The organism is Luteimonas salinilitoris, assembly GCF_041300785.1.
In the GTDB taxonomy this organism is placed as follows: domain Bacteria; phylum Pseudomonadota; class Gammaproteobacteria; order Xanthomonadales; family Xanthomonadaceae; genus Luteimonas; species Luteimonas salinilitoris.
Map to the genome: position 1 here is coordinate 397,507 of NZ_JBFWIB010000001.1, position 19,524 is coordinate 417,030.

At 72.2% G+C, this 19,524-nt stretch carries 12 protein-coding genes; 8 read left to right on the plus strand and 4 right to left on the minus strand.

Annotation, left to right across the window (positions count from 1 at the left end):
* Positions 1 to 13: 13 nt before the first annotated feature.
* Complete coding sequence (locus AB5T46_RS01565) at positions 14 to 4,222, plus strand: DUF3418 domain-containing protein (RefSeq protein ID WP_370562056.1); 4,209 nt, start codon at positions 14 to 16, stop codon at positions 4,220 to 4,222.
* Positions 4,223 to 4,420: 198 nt separating this feature from the next.
* Here the strand turns inward: AB5T46_RS01565 and AB5T46_RS01570 are convergent, their stop codons facing one another.
* On the minus strand, positions 4,421 to 4,927 hold the full coding sequence (locus AB5T46_RS01570) for a hypothetical protein (RefSeq protein WP_370562058.1): 507 nt from the start codon (positions 4,925 to 4,927) through the stop codon (positions 4,421 to 4,423).
* 63 nt (positions 4,928 to 4,990) lie between these two features.
* On the opposite strand from AB5T46_RS01570, the gene AB5T46_RS01575 reads away from it, so the two are divergent.
* The gene (locus AB5T46_RS01575; RefSeq protein WP_370562059.1) at positions 4,991 to 7,132 is read left to right on the plus strand and encodes a bifunctional (p)ppGpp synthetase/guanosine-3',5'-bis(diphosphate) 3'-pyrophosphohydrolase; all 2,142 of its coding nucleotides are present in this window, start codon (positions 4,991 to 4,993) and stop codon (positions 7,130 to 7,132) included.
* A gap of 40 nt (positions 7,133 to 7,172) precedes the next feature.
* The gene (locus AB5T46_RS01580; protein ID WP_370562060.1) at positions 7,173 to 8,786 is read left to right on the plus strand and encodes a hypothetical protein; all 1,614 of its coding nucleotides are present in this window, start codon (positions 7,173 to 7,175) and stop codon (positions 8,784 to 8,786) included.
* Between the two features lie 4 nt (positions 8,787 to 8,790).
* Here AB5T46_RS01580 and AB5T46_RS01585 read toward each other — a convergent pair whose 3' ends face one another.
* The gene (locus tag AB5T46_RS01585) at positions 8,791 to 10,113 is read right to left on the minus strand and encodes a glycosyltransferase family protein (protein ID WP_370562061.1); all 1,323 of its coding nucleotides are present in this window, start codon (positions 10,111 to 10,113) and stop codon (positions 8,791 to 8,793) included.
* The gene (locus AB5T46_RS01590) at positions 10,113 to 11,381 is read right to left on the minus strand and encodes a glycosyltransferase (RefSeq protein ID WP_370562062.1); all 1,269 of its coding nucleotides are present in this window, start codon (positions 11,379 to 11,381) and stop codon (positions 10,113 to 10,115) included. The genes AB5T46_RS01585 and AB5T46_RS01590 overlap by 1 nt, the downstream gene beginning before the upstream one ends.
* A 171-nt stretch (positions 11,382 to 11,552) precedes the next feature.
* Here AB5T46_RS01590 and mrcB point away from each other — a divergent pair, with 171 nt between their 5' ends.
* From mrcB to lepB, 5 genes are all read left to right on the plus strand, one after another.
* Positions 11,553 to 14,027 (plus strand): penicillin-binding protein 1B, encoded by a 2,475-nt coding sequence (mrcB, locus tag AB5T46_RS01595; protein WP_370562063.1) that lies wholly within the window; start codon positions 11,553 to 11,555, stop codon positions 14,025 to 14,027.
* On the plus strand, positions 14,024 to 14,563 hold the full coding sequence (locus AB5T46_RS01600; protein WP_370562064.1) for a tetratricopeptide repeat protein: 540 nt from the start codon (positions 14,024 to 14,026) through the stop codon (positions 14,561 to 14,563). Before mrcB ends, AB5T46_RS01600 begins: the two co-directional genes overlap by 4 nt.
* A gap of 67 nt (positions 14,564 to 14,630) precedes the next feature.
* A complete protein-coding gene (locus AB5T46_RS01605) occupies positions 14,631 to 16,688 on the plus strand; it encodes an ATP-dependent DNA helicase (protein ID WP_370562065.1) in 2,058 nt (685 codons plus the stop codon).
* Between the two features lie 123 nt (positions 16,689 to 16,811).
* Positions 16,812 to 17,525, plus strand: a complete 714-nt coding sequence (tsaB, locus tag AB5T46_RS01610; protein WP_370562066.1) for a tRNA (adenosine(37)-N6)-threonylcarbamoyltransferase complex dimerization subunit type 1 TsaB — start codon at positions 16,812 to 16,814, stop codon at positions 17,523 to 17,525.
* Between the two features lie 94 nt (positions 17,526 to 17,619).
* Positions 17,620 to 18,249, plus strand: coding sequence for a signal peptidase I (gene lepB / locus AB5T46_RS01615; protein ID WP_370562067.1), 630 nt, complete (start codon positions 17,620 to 17,622; stop codon positions 18,247 to 18,249).
* 396 nt (positions 18,250 to 18,645) lie between these two features.
* On the opposite strand, the gene AB5T46_RS01620 is transcribed toward lepB, so the two are convergent.
* Entirely contained in the window at positions 18,646 to 19,524 is an 879-nt protein-coding gene (locus AB5T46_RS01620; protein WP_370562068.1) for an energy transducer TonB, read from the minus strand.

Consider the following 19,524-nt stretch of genomic DNA (forward strand, 5'->3'; position numbering starts at 1 on the left):
ATTTGCAAGCGCCATGGCGGATTCCAGCGGCAACGCGGCGAACGCGGCACTGAAACGGGCACGGGGCGCCATCGACGGCGCACTGTCGCGCGACCGCGGGCGCCTGTACGGGCTGTGGTCGCGCTGGCGCGCCGTGCCCGGCGACGTTCGCGCGCAGGCCGCGTTCGAGGTCGCGCTGAAGGCATCGCTGTCCACGCGCGAGGCCCGCGCCGCGGCGTTGCCCGCCGCGCAGGTGGACGCCTCGCTGCCGATCGCGGGCGAGGCCGACCGCATCGTCGAGCTGATCCGCGCGCATCCGGTGCTGGTGATAGCCGGCGAGACCGGCTCCGGCAAGACCACGCAGCTGCCGAAGCTGTGCCTGGCGGCGGGCCGCGGCGCGGCGGGCACCATCGGCTGCACCCAGCCGCGGCGGATCGCCGCGCGCGCGGTAGCGCGGCGCGTGGCCGAGGAACTGCAGGTGCCGTTGGGCGAGGCGGTCGGCTACCAGGTGCGCTTCAGCGACCGGGTCAGCGAACGCACGGTGGTGAAGTTCATGACTGACGGCATCCTGCTGGCCGAGATCGCCTCCGACCGCTGGCTGTCGGCCTACGACACCATCATCATCGACGAGGCGCACGAGCGCAGCCTCAACATCGATTTCCTGCTGGGCTATCTGAAGCGCCTGCTAGAGCGGCGACGCGACCTCAAGGTGCTCGTGACCTCGGCGACGATCGATACCGAGCGGTTCTCGAAACACTTCGGCGACGCGCCAGTGGTGGACGTGGAGGGGCGCGGGTATCCGGTGGAGGTGCGCTATCGGCCGCTGGGTGAGACGGCGCATGCTGGCGGACGGGAAAGGGGGTCAGAGTCACTTTTCCCCTCGGAAACGTCAGGTGGTCAAGCGCGTCGGGAGAAAAGTGACTCTGACCCCCTTTCCCGGGAAGCAGGGACGGGAGCGCTCACCGTGCTCGACGGCATCGTCGCCGCCTGCGACGAGATCATGCGCGAGAAGGGGGCCGGCGACACCCTGGTGTTCCTGCCCGGCGAGCGCGAGATCCGCGACGCCCACCGCGCGCTGGAGCGGCGCAAGTATCGCCACACCGAGGTGCTGCCGCTGTATGCGCGGCTGTCGGCGCGCGACCAGGACCGGGTCTTCAACCCCGGGCCGCAGCGGCGGATCGTGCTGGCTACCAACGTCGCCGAGACCTCGCTCACGGTGCCGCGGATCCATTACGTGGTCGATCCGGGACTGGCGCGGGTCAAGCGCTACAGCCCGCGGCAGAAACTCGACCGGCTGCACATCGAGCCGGTGAACCAGGCCAGCGCCGAGCAGCGCAAGGGCCGCTGCGGGCGCATCGCGCCGGGCACCTGCTACCGGATCTATCCGGAAGAGGACTTCCAGTCGCGCCCGCCCTACACCGACCCGGAGATCCGCCGCGCAGCGCTGGCCGGGGTGATCCTGCGCATGCTCACGCTGGGACTGGGCGAGATCGGCAGCGGCGCCTCGGCCGCGCCGAAACGCGCGCGCGGGCGGCCGCAGGACGGCGACGCGCGGGTCATCGAGAACTTCCCGTTCGTCGAACCGCCGGATCCGCGCGCGATCGCCGACGGCTGGCAGCAGTTGACCGAACTGGGTGCGGTCGACGGCGAGCGCCGGCTCACCGCGACCGGCCGCGCGATGGCGCGGCTGCCGGTCGACGTGAAGCTGGCGCGCATGCTGGTCGCCGCGCAGCAGCACGGTTGCCTGCGCGAGATGTTGACGATCGCGTCGTTCCTCGGCATCCAGGACCCGCGCGAGCGGCCCGCGGACCAGCGCGCCGCCGCCGACAACGCGCACGCCGAATTCGCCGACCCGAAGTCGGAATTCGTCGGCATCCTGAAGCTCTGGGAGGCCTACCGCCAGACCCACGAGGATTCGACCCAGTCGCAGCTGCGGCGTTGGTGCGAACGGCATTTCCTCGGCTTCCTGCGCATGCGCGAATGGCGCGAGCTGCACCGGCAGCTCAAGCTGCAGTGCGACGAACTGGGATGGGCGAGTCATCGCGCCAGCGAACCACCGGCTCGCGCGATGGCGAGCGCCCGGCCAGGGATGGCCGGGCCGGGCGACCCGGAGACGGAGGGCTTGCGCCATGGAGGGCAGCGCGTGAGGTCCCGAGAGCCGGATGCGGATCCCTTTCCGTACGCCATCCTGCATCGCGCGCTGATCGCCGGCCTGCCGACCCAGCTCGGGCAGCGTGCCGACCGCGGTCTCTACGACGGTCCGCGCGGGCGCAAGTTTCAGCTGTTCCCGGGCTCGGTGCTGGCGCGCAAGCCGCCGCCGTGGGTGCTGTCGGCGACCCTGCTCGAGACCGAGCGGGTGTGGGCGCTGACCAATGCCGCGATCGAGCCCGAATGGGCGATCGCCGAGCTGCCGCACCTGCTGGCGCGACGCCACCACGATCCGCGCTGGTCGCGTTCGCAGGGGCGGGTGCTCGGCAGCGAGCAGGTCAGCCTGTTCGGCCTGGTGCTGGCGCCGAAGAAACCGGTCGACTACGGCCGCCTGTATCCGCAGGAAGCGCGCGCGCTGTTCCTGCGCGACGGCCTGGTCGGCGGCGAGATCAACCTGCGCAGCCCGTTCCTGGCGCGCAACCTGGCCACGCTCGAGCGCGCGCGCGAGGAAGAGGCCAAGCAGCGGCGGGTCGGCCTGGTCGTCGACGAGGACTGGATGTTGCGCTGGTACGACGAGTGCATCCCGGCGGAGATCGTCGATGCGCGCTCGCTCGATGCCTGGGTGAAAAAGGCGCCGGAGGCGGCGCGACATGCGCTGGAGTGGTCGCGCGACGACCTGCTGGTCGGCGACGAGAGCGATGCGGTGCGCTTCCCGCCGGTGCTGGCGCTGGGGGAGGCGCGACTGGCGGTGCGCTACCGCTTCGAGCCCGGCGCGCCCGACGACGGCATGACCGTCAGCGTGCCGCTGCACCTGCTCAATGCGCTGGATCCGGCGCGACTCACCTGGCTCGCGCCGGGTTTCTTCGAGGACAAGGCGGCGGCGATGATCCGCTCGCTGCCCAAGGCGCTGCGGCGCAATTTCGTGCCGGCGCCCGATTTCGCCCGCGCCTTCGCCGAAGCGCACCCGCAGCCGGAGGCGGACGCGTTCGCCGGCGCGCTGGCGCGGTTCCTGCAGCGGCTGACCGGGACGGAGGTGACCGCGACCGATTTCGACGAGTCGGCGCTCGATCCGCACCTGCGCATGAACCTGCGGCTGCTCGATGCCGACGGACGCCATGTGCTGGCCGAATCACGCGACCTGGGCGACCTGCGCGCGCGTTTTGGAGACCGCGCCGCGCGCGCCTTCGCCGCGCGCGCGGCCGAAGGCATGGCGCAGCGGGGATTGCGGGAGTTCCCGGACACGCCGATCCCGGTGTCGGTACCGGGCATGGGCGGGGTCGCCGCGTACCCGGCGCTGGACGACGAGGGCGACAGCGCGTCGCTGGCGGTGCACGCCGATCCCGCCGAGGCGCGACACCGCCACCCCGCCGGCGTGCGCCGGCTGCTGCGCATCGCGCTGGACGGCAAGCTGCGGCAGGCGCGCAAGCAGTTGCCGGTGCCGCCGAAGACCGCGCTGCTGTACGTCGCGATCGAGTCCACCGCGCCGCGTGCGACGGCAGCGCGTGAAGGCGACCTGTTGCGTGCCGGCCTGGTCGACGGTGCCTGGGCGGCGTTGACCGCCGAGGGGCTGGAGGCGATCCGCGATGCCGGTGCGTTCGCGCAGCGCCGCGACGCGATCGCCCGGACGCTGTTCGGCGAGGCCACGCGGCGGCTGCGGCTGGCCGAGGAGATTCTGGACCGCATCGCCGAGATCCGTGCGCGGCTCGATTCCGGCCTGATGGGCTGGGCGCGCGCCAACCTCGACGACATGCAGGCGCACCTGGCCGCACTGGCGCCGCCCGGATTCCTGGGCGATACGCCGGAGGCGCTGCTGGCCGAGTATCCGCGCTATCTCAAGGCGCTGGCACTGCGCGCCGAGCGCGCGTTGCGCGATCCGCTGCGCGACCAGCAGCGGATGCTGGAACTCAAGCCGTTCGTCGAGGCGCTGCAGCAGGCCGCCGTGGAGGGTGAGGACGACGGACCGGGCTGGCAGGCGTTCCGGCGCGACCTGGAAGAACTGCGTGTGTCGCTGCACGCACAGGAACTGGGCGCGCGCGGCAACATCTCGCCGAAGAAGCTGGCGCGCCGGCTGGCGGAGCTGCGCAAGGATCCATGATGCCTCGCGGCACCACGAGACCCGTAGAGCAGAGCTTGCTCCGCTGCCTCGGCTCCGGAGCCTGCGCAGCCGAGCAAGCTCGGCTCTACGAAGCCTTGGCTCCGGAGCCTGTGCAGCCGAGCAAGCTCGGCTCTACAAAGCTTCGGCTCCGGGGCCTGCGCAGCCGAGCAAGCTCGGCTCTACGAAACCTCGGGCCCGTCACTCGATCCGTTGCACCTTGGCGCGAGTGTTGTAGCCGTCGATCTGCAGCCACCAGACACCGAGCATGCCCGGCCGGATCGTCACCTTCGGGTTGGCCTTGCGCACGCCGGACAGGCTGGCGGCCGCGGTCTGCTCCCAAACCTGGCCGTTCTCGAGCGTATAGCGCTGGCCCTTGCGGAAACCGCTGAACTCGCCCTGCAGCGTGCTCTCGATCGGCTCCTCGGAGTCGAAATGGAAGAAACCGCGGTTCTTGCTCACCACTTCCTGGCGGCCTTCCTCGCGCGCATGCTCGACGGCTTGCTCCACCGCGACCGCGGTCTCTTCGCCGACCCGGCGCTGCAGCCAGTCGTTCAGCGCCGCGAGTTCGTCGGGGCTGAGCTTGTCCAGGCCGGCCGCGCTGAACTCCTGCGGGGTCATCTGCTGCTGGATCGGCGGTTGCTGGGCGAGCGCCGGCAGCGTGCAGGCAAGTAGCAGGGCGGCGCACAGGAGACGGACGGGACGCATGGGCTGTTCCTCTTGGACGGACGCCATTAGTGTAGACCTTCCCTGTCGATCGCATGATGCATCGTGGCGGCCACCGACCGCACTCCGCTGGACACCCTGCTCGCGCTGCCGGCCACGGCGCTGCTGACGCCCGCGCTGCGCGAGCTGCTCGCGCGTGCCGCCTCGGGCGACGGCGACGCGGCCGTGCCGGATGAGCCGTTGCCGTTGTTGACCGACACGCTGCAGGCGCTGGCGCGGTTGAACGCGGATGCCGAGGTCATCGCCGCCGCGATCCTGTACGCGGCGCCTGCCTGGGCCGGCCGCATCGAGGCGGAACTGTCGCAACGGCACCCGGCGATCGTCGCCCTGCTCGACGGCCAACGCGCCGCCCATCAGGTCTGGGCGCTGCACGCCGAGCGCGGCGGGCGCGGCAACCAGGAGGGCCTGCGGCGCCTGCTGCTGGCGATCGTGCGCGACCTGCGCGTGGTGCCGATCCTGCTGGCACGGCAGCTGGCGCACCTGCGCGCGGCGGCGAAGGCGCCGGACGAGCAGCGGCTCGCGCTGGCGCGGCTGACCCGCGACATCCACGCGCCGCTCGCCAACCGCCTCGGCATCTGGCAGCTGAAGTGGGAACTCGAGGACCTCGCCTTCCGCTACCTCGATCCGGAGACCTATCGCCGCATCGCCGGCCTGCTCGACGACAAGCGCACCGGCCGTGAAAGCTATATCGAGCAGGTGAAGCGCAGCCTCGAGGGCGCGCTGGCGGCGCAGGGAGTGCGGGCCGAGGTCGCCGGCCGGCCCAAGCACATCTACAGCATCTACAGGAAGATGCAGCGCAAGGACGTGCCCTTCGGCGAACTGTACGACCTGCGCGCGGTGCGGGTGCTGGTGGACGACGTGCCCGCCTGCTACGCGGCGCTGGGCGTGGTGCACGCGCTGTGGGCGCCGGTGCCGAGCGAGTTCGACGACTACATCGCGCGGCCCAAGCGCAACGACTACCGCTCGCTGCATACCGCTGTGGTCGGTCCCGAAGGCAAGACCCTGGAAGTGCAGATCCGCACCTGCGAGATGCACGAACAGGCCGAGCTCGGCGTGGCCGCGCACTGGCGCTACAAGGAGGGCGGCAGCGGCGATGCCGCGCTGGAACGCAAGATCGAATGGATGCGCAGGCTGCTGGAGTCGCACCAGGACGGCGGCGACGAGGCGGCGCTGGCCGGCGCGCTGGACACCGAGCTGGTCGAGGACCGCATCTACACGCTCACGCCGATGGGCGAGGTGATCGACCTGCCGCGCGGCGCGACGCCGCTGGATTTCGCCTACCACGTGCACACCATGGTCGGGCACCGCTGCCGTGGCGCCAAGGTCAACGGGCGCATCGTGCCGCTCGACCATCGCCTGCACAGCGGCGACCGGGTCGAGATCCTCACCGGCAAGACCGCCGAGCCGCGCCGCGACTGGCTGGTCGCCGCCAACGGCTATCTCGCCAGCGGCCGCTCGCGCGACAAGGTGCGGGCCTGGTTCCACAAGCTCGATCGCGAGCGCAACCTGCAGGCCGGGCGCGACCTGCTCGATCGCGAACTCAAGCGGTTGGGATTGCAGCACGCCGACCCGGCGCCGGCGCTGCGCAAGTTCAGCGTCGCCACGCTCGACGACCTGCACGTGCTGGTCGCGCTCGGCGACATCGGCCCGCACCAGGTCACGCGCGCGTTGCTGGAGCACGCGTCGCCGCCGGAGCCGGCGACGGTCGCCGCGCCGCGGGCGCCGCGCAAGCCGCCGCAGTCGAGCTCGGCCTTCAGCGTGGTCGGCGTCGACAACCTGCTGGTGCAGACCGCGCGCTGCTGCCGGCCGTTGCCGGGCGAGGCGATCGCCGGCTATCTCACCCGCTCGCGCGGCGTCAGCGTGCATCGCGCCGACTGCACCGTCCTGCAGCGCCTGGCGGCGCGCCAGCCGCAGCGCATGCTGCCGGTGGAGTGGGGGCGGACCGGCGGCGCCCACGACGCCGACGTGACCGTGGAGGGCGTCGACCGCAAGCACCTGCTCAAGGACCTGACCAACCTGATCGCGCAGGAAGATGCGCACGTGCTGGCGATCAGCAGTGACGGCGGCCGCGGCCTCGGCCGGATGCGGCTGCGATTGCAACTGCGGGTGCAGGACTACGGCCAGCTGTCGCGGTTGCTGGGCAAGATCGAGGGCATCGCCGGGGTGGAACGCGCCTGGCGGGCTTGAGCACCGGCACTCATGCGCTTGTCTTGAGTATGCTGCGTGCGTGAGCCGTGACCGCGATCCGCAGATTCCGCCCGCTTCCGGCGAAACGCCGGCACGCCGGCCGGACGGCAGGCGTGAACCGGTATTCGGTGAACTGCACGCATGGCTCCCCGACAGGCGCCGCATGCGCCGCGGGTTGGGGACGGCGACCGGGTGGCAGCGCCACTGGCCATGGCTGGCGGCGGTCGCGGGCGTATTCCTGCTGCTGTTGATCGTCCTGCGGGAGCCGCTCGCCGATCGTCTTTGGCCGCAGACGCGCGCCCAGGAGCTCCGCGAGGACGCCGCCGCCGCCCTGCAGCGCGGCCACCTGAGCGCCGCCGACGGCAGCGGTGCCCGCGAGCTGTACGAGGCCGCGCTGGCGATGGAACCCGACCGCAACGAGGCGCACCAGGGGTTGGCGCAGGTCGCCCTGGCCGCTCTGGCGCAGGCCGAGAACGCCACCCGGCAGAACCGCTTCGAAGACGCCCACCGCGCGCTGCGCCTGGCGCGTGAACTATCGTCGCCGCGCGACGCCACCCGGGCCACCGCCGACGCCCTGCGCGTGCGCGAGGCGGCCCATGCCGGGCTCGATCGCATGTGGGCCCGCGCGCAGCAGGCGCATGAGGCCGGGCGCCTGCATGGCGCCGAAGACACCGCGCTGCCGCTGTATCGCCGCATCCTGCAACTGGACCCGGGCAACGACGACGTGCTGCGCGCCCGCGAGGACGCGATCGGACAACTGCTGCAGGACGCGCGCGGCGGCCTGCGCCGCGGGGAGTTTGCGCCGGCGGCCGCGGCGATCGCGGTGGCGCGCGAATACGATCCCGGGCATGTCGATCTGCCCGACACCGAGGCGCGCCTGGCCGAGGAGCGCGACGCCGCGCTGCGCAGCGCCAACGAGGACCTGGAGGCAAACCGCCTGGAATCGGCCGAGCGGCGCTACCGCCGGTTGCTGGACATCGATGCCGATGCGCCCGATGCGCGCGCCGGTCTGGTCCAGGTCGGCGTGGCCCTGGCGCGGCGCGCCGAGCGGCTGGCATCCGATTTCCGTTTCGCCGATGCCGATGCCGCCCTGGTACAGGCCCGCGTCCTGGCGCCGGAGCACGCGGCGGTACGGGACGCGACGCGACGCATCGAGCGCTCGCGCCGGCTCAAGGCGCAGTTGCAGCCCGCACCGTCGCGACAGCGGCAGCAACGTGTCGAGGTCCTGTTGCGCGAGGCCGCCGCAGCCGAACAGCGGGGCGAGCTGTTGGCACCGCCGGGCGACAGCGCCTACGACAAATTACGCGCAGCGCGCGCCATCGCGCCGGACGATGCGCGGGTGCGGCGGGCCAGCGACCGGTTGCTGCCGTTCGCGCGCGACTGCTTCGAACGCGAGTTGCGCAGCAACAGCCTCGGTCGTGCCCGTGCCTGCCTGGACGCCCGGGTCGCGTTGGCCGACGAAGGGGATGCCCTGGCGCAGGCGCGGCGGCGCCTGGCGCAGCGCTGGCTCGCGGTCGGCGATGAGCGCCTGGCCGCGGGCGAAGTGCAGGCGGCGAGATCGGCGCTGCGGTTCGCGCGGGAGGTCGACACGGCGGTGCCCGGGCTGGCGGAGTTCGCCGAACGGCTGCGTGCGGCTTCGGCGTCGGGCGACTGAGCGGTCAGCGGCGCCCGGCGCCTGCGGCGACCGCCAGCAACAGCGCCTCCAGCCGGCCGGCGATCTGCCGCCAGCCGTATTCGCCGACCGTCTCGGGACCGAGCGCAAGGCCCTGTTCGAGGCGTCCTCGCGCTTTTTCCTGTGCCAGGGCCAGTAAACGTTCGCTGATGGCTTCGGCGTCGTTGTGGCAGGTCCAGCCGCGGCGCAACCGCACCACCATCGCGGCGACGGGATCATCGCCGTTGCCCAGGTGCAGGATCGGCCGGCCGGCCCCCAGGTACTCGTAGAACTTGCCCGGGATCTGGGTGACGTCGTCGTTGGCGATGTTGACCAGCACGTCGGCGTGCCGCTGCAGGTCCAGGATCGCGTCGTGCGGCAGGAAACCGAGTAGGCGGATCCGCTCCGGCGCAGCCTTCGCCGCGGAGACCATCGCTTCGGGGACGGTCACCGCGGCAATGCTGAGCCGAAGCGCGGGATGCGCCTCGAGGGCCCGCATCAGCGCGTCGGCGCGACGGAAGCTGTAGAAGCTGCCGGTGTACAGCAGCTCGAGCCGGTCGCGGTCGAAGATGCGGGGTGCCGCGGTCGCCCGCGCGCGTGACCGGTCGTCGAATCCTTGCGGCAATATTCCGATGTCTGCGCAGCGCCCGTGCCGCTGGCGCAGCAGTTCGGCGGCGCCGGCGTTGGTGACCGTGACCAGGTCGGCACGATCGCAGACCTCGTTTTCCAGTCGCCCGGCGCGGTCGCGCCAGTGCGGCGCGACATAGCCCGCCAGCACCGGATCGCCGAGATCGGCCGCCCAGCGGAAGCCCAGCGCCTGCGCCGACAAGCCGAGTTCGAGCGTGGTGGCAGGTTCGTGCGAACTGATCACCAGGTCGGGAGCGATCCGGTCGAGCAGCGGCTCCAGCGCGCGCTCTGCCCAGAACCGCCATTCGCCGCGGACATCGGGAAACCAGATGCGCTGCGCCGCCGACTGCACCATCTCGGACACCTGTTGCTTCCAGTTGCGCGGGGGACGCAGGGCCGCGCTCCGTGTTCCGGAATCGGCGGACACGGGAGGATCCATGTGTGGGTGCACGGCGGTGGCCGCCCGGCGCCGGCGCCGCTTGCGGATGAACGCGAGCATGCCCCGCACCGGCCCCGCAAAGGTGCGGTGCACACGCACGCTGTCGGGCAACGCCGGCAGCCCGGGCGTCTCGCCGCCCAGGTCCGGCGCCAGCACATGCACCTCGTGCCCGAGCGCGGCGAGCTCGCGCGCGAGATAGGTCCAGCGCAGCGACTGCGGCGACGGGCTGGGCGGGAACTCGTAGGCGATCAGCAGCAGGCGCATCAGCCGGAGGCGGGTGGCAGGGAGGCGGCGATGGTGGCGCGCGCGGCCTCGAATGAGAAGTGTCGGCGCACGTTGTCGCTGCCGGCGCGCGACAGCCGCGACCACAGCGCCGCGTCGCCATGCAGGCGGACGACGGCGTCGGCGAACGCCTCGGCGGCGTCGGCCACCAGCAGGTCGTCGCCGTCGCGCAGGTGCATGCCCTCGGCGGCGGACGAGGTCGCCACCACCGGCATGCCGGCGGCCATGCACAGGTTGATCTTGCCCTTGACCCCCGCGCCGAAGCGCAGCGGCGCCAGGCCGACCCGGCACCGTGCCAGCAGCGGTCCCAGGTCGGGCACGTGTCCGTGGAGTTGCACGCCATCGGCGAGCGGAGCATTTCCGGTCGCGGCCCCGGACATGCCTTCGCCGACGATGTGCAGCATGCAGCCGGGCATGCGGTCGCGGACCCGCGGAAAGATCTCGGCCAGCAACCAGCGGACCGCGTCCACGTTCGGCGGATGCCGTGCGCCGCCGACGAACAGCAGTCCGCTGCGCTGCGGGAACGGCGCCGGCGCATTCTCGGCCTCGTGCAGGTTGGGCACGACCTCGACCCGTGCGGTCGGCAGCGCTCCGCGCAGCAGTTCGGCTTCCACCGGGCTGACCACCCAGGTCGCGTCCGCGGCCGCCGCGGCCTGCAGCTCGCGCTTGCGGGTGACCGCCGCCAGTCGCCTGAGCCGACGATCGTCGTGCAGGTCGGCTTCGCGCGCCTCGCGCAGGTGGTGCAGGTCCACGGTATCGAGCACCACGTGCAGCGCGGGCGCGATCTGCCGCGCCAGCGGAATCAGGAACTCGGCCAGGTGATAGCGGCTGACGACCAGGACGTCGTAGTCGCGCAGGTGGCGCGCGAACCAGCGCGGGTAGGCCTCGGCGCCTGCATGCACGGTCACGCCGAGGCCGCGCAGGGCTTCCGTGTATTCGCCGGCCTCGGCGCGATCGTCGGGCAGGAAGTCGACCCGGTAACCGTCGGCGCGCAGCAGCCGCATCAGGTTGAACGCCCGCAGCGAGCCCGAATCGCGGTCGGGTCGCGGCGTGGCGACGTCGATCAGCAGGATGCGGCGGCCGCCTCCGGACGCCTCCGATACCTGCGGCCGCGGTACCGGGGAGGGCTCCGGCCGTGGCGCCTTCAGCCGCGCCAGCATGCCGCGCCATCCGCGCGCGTGCAGCGCCAGGCGCAGCCGGTGCAGGCGGGCGCGCAACCGGCGCCAGTGGTACATCAGGGTCGGAAACACGGCGTCGGCTGTCGCTCGCAATCTGAATGGTCGGTCACCCGCGGCGCAATCGCGCCGGCGCCGCTGCGCTAGACTCGCGGGAATGCCCATTGTCGCATCCCGCGCATGCGTCGTATCGGATTCCGTTCGCCCGTGCGGAGTAGGTCGCGTCGGGCCCTAGACCCCAGGTTCATGGCCCGCATCGATTACGACGAAGACGATCAAGACGACCGCGCGCGCGCCGACTGGCGGCGGCGGATCCTCACCTGGGGACTGGCGGCGATCGGCCTCGGCCTCGGCTTCCTGATCCCCTACACCCTGTACCTGAACCAGCAGGTGAGCCGGCACTTCGGCGAGCTGCAATGGCAGGTTCCGACCCGCGTCTACGCCCGGCCGCTGCAGCTGGCGCCGGGGCTCGCGATGGACGCGCGCACGCTGCAGGTCGAACTCGAATCGGCCGGCTATCGTGAGGGCGACGGCGAGCGCGCCGGCACCTGGTCCGGCGGCGAAGGCAAATGGGTGATCGCCAGCCGCGGCTTCCAGGACGTGGACGGCGCCGTCGCGCCGTCGCGGCTCGAGGTCACCTTGTCCGGCGGCCGGATCTCGCGCCTGCGCGATGCCGGCAGCGACAAGGGGGTCGAGCGCGCGCGGCTCGATCCGGCGCGGATCGCCACCCTGTACGGGCAGAAGCAGGAAGAGCGGCGGCTGGTGCGGATCGAGGAGGTGCCGGTGCTGCTGACCGACGCGCTGCAGGCGGTCGAGGACCGCGATTTCGCCCACCACCACGGCGTCGATCTCAGCGGCATGCTGCGCGCCGCCTGGGTCAACCTGCGCGCCGGCGAGGCGAAGCAGGGCGGCAGCACGCTGACCCAGCAGCTGGCCCGCTCCGGGCTGCTCGGCATCGGCCGCGAGCAGACCTATGCCCGCAAGTTCAACGAGATCCTCTACGCCCTGCTGATCGAGGCGCGCTACGACAAGGGCACCATCCTCGAGGCCTATCTCAACCAGGTCTACCTGGGCCAGCGCGGCGCGCAGGCGATCCACGGCGTGGCCGCCGGTGCCGAGTTCTGGTTCGGGCGCCGGCTGGCCGACCTGGAGACCGAGCACATCGCGCTGCTGGTGGGGATCATCCGCGGGCCGTCGTACTACGATCCGCGGCGGCACCCGGAGCGGGCCAGGCAGCGGCGCGATTTCGCGCTGGCGCAGATGCGCGAAAGCGGGCTGATCGACGCCGCTGAGTTCGAGCGCGCCGTCGCCGCGCCGCTGGACATCAGCAGCTCGCCCGGCAGCCTGGCGGCCAACCGCTTCCCCGCCTATGTCGACCTGGTGCGGCGGCAACTGGCGCGCGATTACCCTTCCGACGCCCTGCAGGGCGCGGGCCTGAGCGTGATGACCGCGATGTCGCCTTCGGCGCAGGGCTATGCCGAGGGCGCGGTACGGCGCACCATCGAGGCGCTGAGCAAGGGCAAGGGACCGCCGCTGCAGACCGGGCTGGTGCTGACCGACGTCGACAACGGCGAGGTGATCGCCGTTGTCGGCAGCCGCGATCCGACCCAGCACGGCTTCAACCGCGCGATCGAGGCGCATCGTCCGGTCGGCTCGCTGCTCAAGCCGTTCGTGTACCTGCTGGCGTTGGCGCAGCCCGCCAGCTATTCGCTGGCGACCTGGGTGGACGACGCGCCGGTCACCGTCACCCTGCCCAACGGCAAGCGCTGGACGCCGGTCAATTCCGACAAGCGCAGCCACGGCAGCGTGCGCCTGATCGACGCGCTGGCGCGCTCCTACAACCAGGCCACGGTGCGCATCGGCATGCAGGTCGATCCGCGCCGGCTGGCGGACCTGCTGCGCACGCTCGCCGGGATCGAGGCCGATCCCAATCCGTCGCTGATCCTGGGTTCGGTCGACCAGAGCCCGTACGCGATGGCACAGCTGTACCAGTTCCTGGCCTCCGGCGGCGAGATCCAGCCGCTGCGGCTGGTGCGCGGCGTGCTCGATCCGGAAGGGCGTACCGTCAACCGCTACGACCAGGCGCCCGCCGATGCCCAGGAGGGCGACGCGGTGGCCGCGCGCCTGGTCACCCTGGCGCTGCAGCATGCGGTGACCTCCGGCACCGGCCGCCAGCTGGTCAACGACGGCCTCGGCCGACTCAAGCCCGCCGGCAAGACCGGCACCAGCAACGACGGTCGCGACAGCTGGTTCGCCGGCTGGACCGGCGACCATCTGGCGGTGGTGTGGATCGGCAACGACCAGAACGAGTCCACCGGTCTGTACGGCGCCACCGGCGCGATGCGCGCCTGGTCGGACCTGTTCGCGCGGCTGCCCAGTGCGCCGCTCGAGGTCGGCGACGGTGGTCTCGACTGGCAGTGGGTGGTACAGGGCTTCAGTACCGAATCCGGATGTCCGCAGGCGCGTCGTTTCCCCTTCGTCGAAGGATTCGCGCCGCCTTACCAGCCCTGCGACTATGGTCAGCCCGACCCCTACTACAGCGCCTACGGCCAGTCCGATGGCGCGCAGGTTCCACAGCAGGGAGAGCCGGCGCAGCAGCAGGCGCCGGCACGTGGCTGGCGGCGCTGGTTCGGGCTTGGCGACCGCGCGCCGCCGGCCGAGGCCCCGCCCGCCGCCGAACCAGAAAGCCAGCCCGTTCCGCAATCCGAAGACGAACCATGAGCAAACGCCTCGCCATCTCCCTGCCGCATTCGGCTTCGATCCTGTTGGCCGTCGGCCTGGCGGCTTGCGCCAGCGCACCTGCGGATGCGCCCGGTGTTGCGAGCGAGGCGAAGGTTCCGGCGGAACAGATGGTCGCGAGCATCCGCGCGGCCGCCGGCGACGGCGAGGGCGAATTGGCGGTGCAGCCGCTGCGCGATCCCCAGGTCGAGGACCTGCGCCAGCAGGCGGCGCGGCTCGAAACGCAGCGCGACTACGCCGGTGCCGCGGACGCGCTCGACCGCGCGCTGCAGATCGTCGACGACGACCCGGCGCTGCTGCAGGAGCGCGCCGAAATCGCACTGCTGCTGGGCGACGACGACACCGCCGACCAGCTGGCCCGGCGCGCCTATGCGCTCGGCGCGCAAGTCGGGCCGCTGTGCCGCCGCCACTGGGCCACCCTGGAGCAGCTGCGGCTGCGTGCCGGGGATGCGGCCGGCGCGGCGTCGGCCAGGGAACAGGTCGACGGCTGCAAGGTCGCCGGTCCCGTGCGGTACTGAGCATGCGGCATCGATTCCGCGGCGGGAGCGAGCCCCCGCGCCCGTCGCCGCCGCACGGGAAGGTGGCATGAGTCCGGATCCTGCCGTGGCGATCATCGCCGGCGATACGCTGGCCGGGGCCGGCCGCGCCGCGCTGGGCGAGGGCGGCGCGCTGGCGGGGAAGATCGCCGCCTTCGTGCCGCGGCCTTCGCAGCAGGCGCTGGCGGTCGCGATCGCCGCCGCCTTCGACCGGCGCGGCACGTTGCTGGCCGAGGCCGGCACCGGCACCGGCAAGACCTTCGCCTATCTGGTGCCGGCGCTGCTCTCGGGCCTGAAGACCATCGTCTCCACCGGCACCCGCGCGCTGCAGGACCAGCTCTACCACCGCGACCTGCCGCGGGTGCGCGACGCGCTCGGCGTCGGCCTGAAGAGCGCGCTGCTGAAGGGCCGTGCCAACTATCTTTGTCGCTATCGGCTCGAACGCGCCAAGGGTGAGCCGAAGGCGTTCACCGGCGCGTTCGCCTCGCACGAGCAGGTGGCGCTGTTCCAGCGCGTCGTCGCCTGGGCCGGGCGCACGCGCATGGGCGACCTGGCCGAGCTGGAAGCGCTGCCGGACGATTCCCCGCTGATCCCGATGGTGACTTCTACCGTCGACAACTGCCTGGGCAGCGAATGCCCGTTCTGGAACGAGTGCTTCGTGGTGCAGGCGCGGCAGCGCGCGCAGTCCGCCGACCTGGTGGTGGTCAACCATCACCTGCTGCTGGCCGACCTGGCGCTCAAGCAGGAGGGCTTCGGCGAGATCCTGCCCGGGGCGCAGGCGTTCGTGGTCGACGAGGCGCACCAGCTGCCGGAACTCGCGGCGCAGTTCTTCGGCGAGGGACTGAGCGCCCGCCCGCTGGTCGAGCTCGCCCGCGACGCGCTGGGCGAATGCAAGGAGGTCGAGGGATCGCTGGCGGTGCTGCAGGCGCCGGCGCGCGACCTGGAGCAGGCGGTGCGCGGGCTGCGCGCGGCGATGGAAACGTTGCCGCCGCGCGGCACCCGCGACCGCGCCCTGGACGACACGGCGGTGGACGAGGCGCTCGCCACACTGGCCGCGGTGCTGCGCGATTTCACCGCGGCGGTGGCGCCGCTGCGCGAAGCGGCGCCGGGGCTGGACGCCTGCCACGCGCGTACGCTCGAGTTCTGCAATCGCCTGTCGAGATGGCGGCAGGAGGGCGAGGACGCCGCCGCCGAAGACGACGCCGACGATGCGCCGGCGCCGCGCGACCTCGCGCGGGACGCCGACGACGTGCGCTGGTACGAGCTGTCGCCGCGCGGCTTCCGCCTGCAGCGCACGCCGCTGGACGTGTCCGGTCCGCTGCGCCAGCACCGCGAGCAGTCGCGCGCGGCCTGGGTGTTCACCTCGGCGACGCTGGCGGTCGACGGCCGCTTCGACCACATCGCCGAGCGCCTGGGGCTGGACGCGCCGGAGACCCTGCTGGCGCCGAGCCCGTTCGACTGGAATACGCAGGCGCTGTGCTACCTGCCGCCACGGCTGCCACAGCCGGCGGCGCGCGACTACACCGGCGCCGTGGTCGATGCGATATTGCCGGTGCTGCACGCGTCCGGCGGCCGCGCCTTCCTGTTGTTCGCCTCGCACCGCGCGCTGCGCGAGGCCGCGGCGCTGCTGCGCGGCGGGCCCTGGCCGCTGTTCGTGCAGGGCGACGCGCCGCGTCATGTGCTGCTGCAGCGCTTCCGCGAATCCGGCAACGGCGTGCTGCTCGGCGCCGCCAGTTTTCGCGAGGGCGTGGACGTGGTCGGCGCCGCGCTCAGCGTGGTGATCATCGACAAGCTGCCGTTCGCAGCGCCCGACGACCCGGTGTTCGAGGCGCGGCTGCAGGCGATCCGCCGCGCCGGCGGCAACCCGTTCCCCGACGAGCAGCTGCCGCAGGCGGTGATCGCGCTCAAGCAGGGCGTCGGCCGCCTGATCCGCAGCGAGAGCGATCGCGGCGTGCTGGTGCTGTGCGACCCGCGCCTGACCGGGAAGGGCTACGGCCGGGTGTTCATGGATTCCATGCCGCCGTTCCCGGTCACCCGCGAGGTGGCGGACGTCGAGGCATTCTTTGGTGAGGCCGGGAATCGGGAATCGGGAATCGGGAATCGTTGAAGCAAAGGCGGGAACAAAAGCGGCAGCAACGCCGTATGCTTTTCCCGATTCCCGATTCCCGATTCCCGATTCCCGATTCCCGATTCCCGATTCCCGATTCCCGATTCCCGATTCCCGATTCCCGTGATCCTCCTCGCCTTCGAAACCGCCACCGAGGCCTGCTCCGTCGCGCTCTGGAACGACGGCGACGTGCTGGAGCGCTTCGAGCTCGCGCCCAGGCGGCACGCCGAACTGGCGCTGCCGTGGGCGGAGGCGTTGCTGGCCGAAGCCGGGATCGCCCGCGCGCAGCTCGATGCGGTCGCGGTCGGCCGTGGGCCCGGCGCCTTCACCGGCGTGCGGCTGGCGATCGCGCTGGCGCAGGGGATCGCGCTGGCGCTGGACCGGCCGGTGGTGCCGGTGTCGACCCTGGCCGCGCTGGCGATGCGGGCGGCGCCCGACCGGCTGGGACCCGTGCGCATCCTCGCCGCGATCGACGCACGCATGGGTGAGGTCTACAGCGGCGCCTTCCGCCGCGCCGACGGGACGCTGACGGCGCTCTCGGCCGAATCGGTCGCCGCCCCCGACGGGGTCGTGCTGCCCGACGAGGCGTCCGGGTGGTGGGGAGCGGGGACCGGCTTCGCCGCCGCCGAGGGCGCGCTGTCCACGCACCTGGCGTCGCGGATGAGCGCCATCGATCGCGCCGCATTGCCGCGGGCCGGCGATGTCGCGCGGCTCGCGGCGCCGGAGTTCGCGGCCGGCCGCGCGCTCGCGCCGGAGCGGGTCGAGCCGGCCTACCTGCGCGACCGGGTCGCCCTGACGCTGGCCGAGCAGCAGGCGCGACGCCGGGCCGCGGAGTAGCCACCGCGCGAGCCCGGGCGGCGCGAATGCGAACTCCGCCGGTGCGGAGCGGTCCGAGTAGCTGCCGTGGCTTCCCCGGTACATGGAGACTTCGATGGAGATCGCCGAACCCGAACGCAGCAGGACCCGCAAGACGCTCGACCGGCTGCGCACCGACGTGCTGCCGTTGCTGGTGCTCGCGGTGCTGATGCTGGCGGCGCGCTCGTCGTTCGCCAACCACTACCACGTGCCCAGCGGCTCGATGCAGCCGACGCTGCAGCCCGGCGACCGGGTGGCCGTGGACATGACCGCCTACGGCGTGCGGATTCCCTTCACCCTGGTCGACGTGGTGCCGCGCGGCGGGCCGCGCCCGGGCGAGGTGGTGGTGTTCGACTCGCCGGCCGACGGCACGCGGCTGATCAAGCGGGTGGTGGCGGTAGCAGGCGACACCGTAGAACTGGTCGACGGCCGCCTGCGCATCAACGGTGCCGCATTGCAGCCGGAGGATGCCGACGACGCGGAACGCTTCGGTGCGCGCCTGGTGGCGCTGGACCTGCGCCACGGCGGCGGCCCGGGCATCGTGCCGACCGTGGTCCCGGACGGCATGGTGCTGGTGCTCGGCGATCATCGCGGGCGCAGCGCCGACGGCCGCTACTTCGGGCTGGTGCCGGAGCGGGAGTTCTATGGGCGGGCGGTCGCGGTCTATCACCGCCGCGGCGAGGGGTTCGTCTGGAAGCGCCTGTAGCTGCCAGCGTCCTTCCGCGTTCCGAGCGGAGGCGTACGCATATCGCAGGACATTCCCTCTCCCGCTTGCGGGGCGAGCGCCCGCTCCGCTGGAGCAGGCCGGGCGCGGAGCGGGGTTGGGTGAGGGCGCTTTCAGCGAGAAATCAAAAGCGCCCTCATCCGCCCCCCGACTAGTGCACTCGTGGGCAGGCTCTTCGGGCACCTCGCTGCGCGCCCCGGCCCACGCGCGCAGCGCGTGGGCGTTCGGTCGTGCACGGGCCAATGGCCCGTAAGCGGCACGCCCTCACCCCGCAAGCGGGAGAAGGGAGATATATCGACAATTGCGCCAAAGCCGCTCTAGCCTTTCCCGATTCCCGATTCCCGATTCCCGATTCCCGATTCCCGATTCCCGAAACCGTCAGCCGTCGATCAGCTCGCCCGCCGGCAGGAACTGCCAGGTACGGGTGACGTGGAGGACATCGACCTCCTCGTCGGTCCTGGGCAGCGGCGGGTAGGGCTCGGCGAGCCGGGCGATGCGCAGGGCGGCATCGTCGAGCAGGCGGATGCCGCTGGAGCGGATCACCTGTGCGTTCTCGACCGATCCGTCGCGGCGGATCGCCACGCTGATCACCAGTTCGCCGGCCAGCTGGCGGCGCCGCGCCTCGTCGGGATAGTTGAGGTTGCCCACCCGCTCCACCCGGTCCACCCACGTGCGCAGGTAGGCGGCGTAGGCGTATTCCTGTGTGCTGGCGGAGACGAACTTGCGCTTGGGCCGCTTGGCGTAGCGTTCGGAGCGCAGGTGGATCTCTGCAGCCAGCCGCGCCATCTCCATGTCGCGCTCGATCCGGTCGCGGCCCTCGGGCAGCAGCGAGGGATCGGCCTGCGGGGTCGGATCGGGCGCTGCCATCTGCTGCTCGCCGCGGTGGCTGCTGATTACCCGCGCCTGCGGCGGCGGCCGCGCGTCCGGCGACTGCGCGCGCAGCGGTTCCGGGGCGATCCCGGGTTCGTCCTGCGGCGCATGGCCGAGCTGCGACTCGCGCGGGCGCCGGCTCTCGTCGTGCTCGCCGCCGCCCTGGTTGCTGGCCTGGGCGAGGAAGTCGGCCTGCGATTGCGTCAGCGGGCTGGTGGTCTCGGTCAGGATCACGTCCAGCGTCGGCAGCACCGGCGCGGCGTCGTCCAGGGCGAAGCCGAGGCCCAGCACCAGCATGCCGTGCAGCAGCAGCGACAGCACCAGGGTCGCGCTCAGGCGCTCGCGATCGCCGATCGGCGGCGGTGGAATGGCGACGACGGCGTTCAT

What these genes read in the sequence shown, in the direction of transcription:
- lepB (WP_370562067.1), top strand. Translation starts at nt 17,620, where the DNA reads ATGGAGATCGCCGAACCCGAACGCAGCAGGACCCGCAAGACGCTCGAC.
- AB5T46_RS01570 (WP_370562058.1), bottom strand. Translation starts at nt 4,927, where the DNA reads ATGCGTCCCGTCCGTCTCCTGTGCGCCGCCCTGCTACTTGCCTGCACG.
- AB5T46_RS01600 (WP_370562064.1), top strand. Translation starts at nt 14,024, where the DNA reads ATGAGCAAACGCCTCGCCATCTCCCTGCCGCATTCGGCTTCGATCCTG.
- mrcB (WP_370562063.1), top strand. Translation starts at nt 11,553, where the DNA reads ATGGCCCGCATCGATTACGACGAAGACGATCAAGACGACCGCGCGCGC.
- AB5T46_RS01565 (WP_370562056.1), top strand. Translation starts at nt 14, where the DNA reads ATGGCGGATTCCAGCGGCAACGCGGCGAACGCGGCACTGAAACGGGCA.
- AB5T46_RS01620 (WP_370562068.1), bottom strand. Translation starts at nt 19,524, where the DNA reads ATGAACGCCGTCGTCGCCATTCCACCGCCGCCGATCGGCGATCGCGAG.
- AB5T46_RS01605 (WP_370562065.1), top strand. Translation starts at nt 14,631, where the DNA reads ATGAGTCCGGATCCTGCCGTGGCGATCATCGCCGGCGATACGCTGGCC.
- AB5T46_RS01585 (WP_370562061.1), bottom strand. Translation starts at nt 10,113, where the DNA reads ATGCGCCTGCTGCTGATCGCCTACGAGTTCCCGCCCAGCCCGTCGCCG.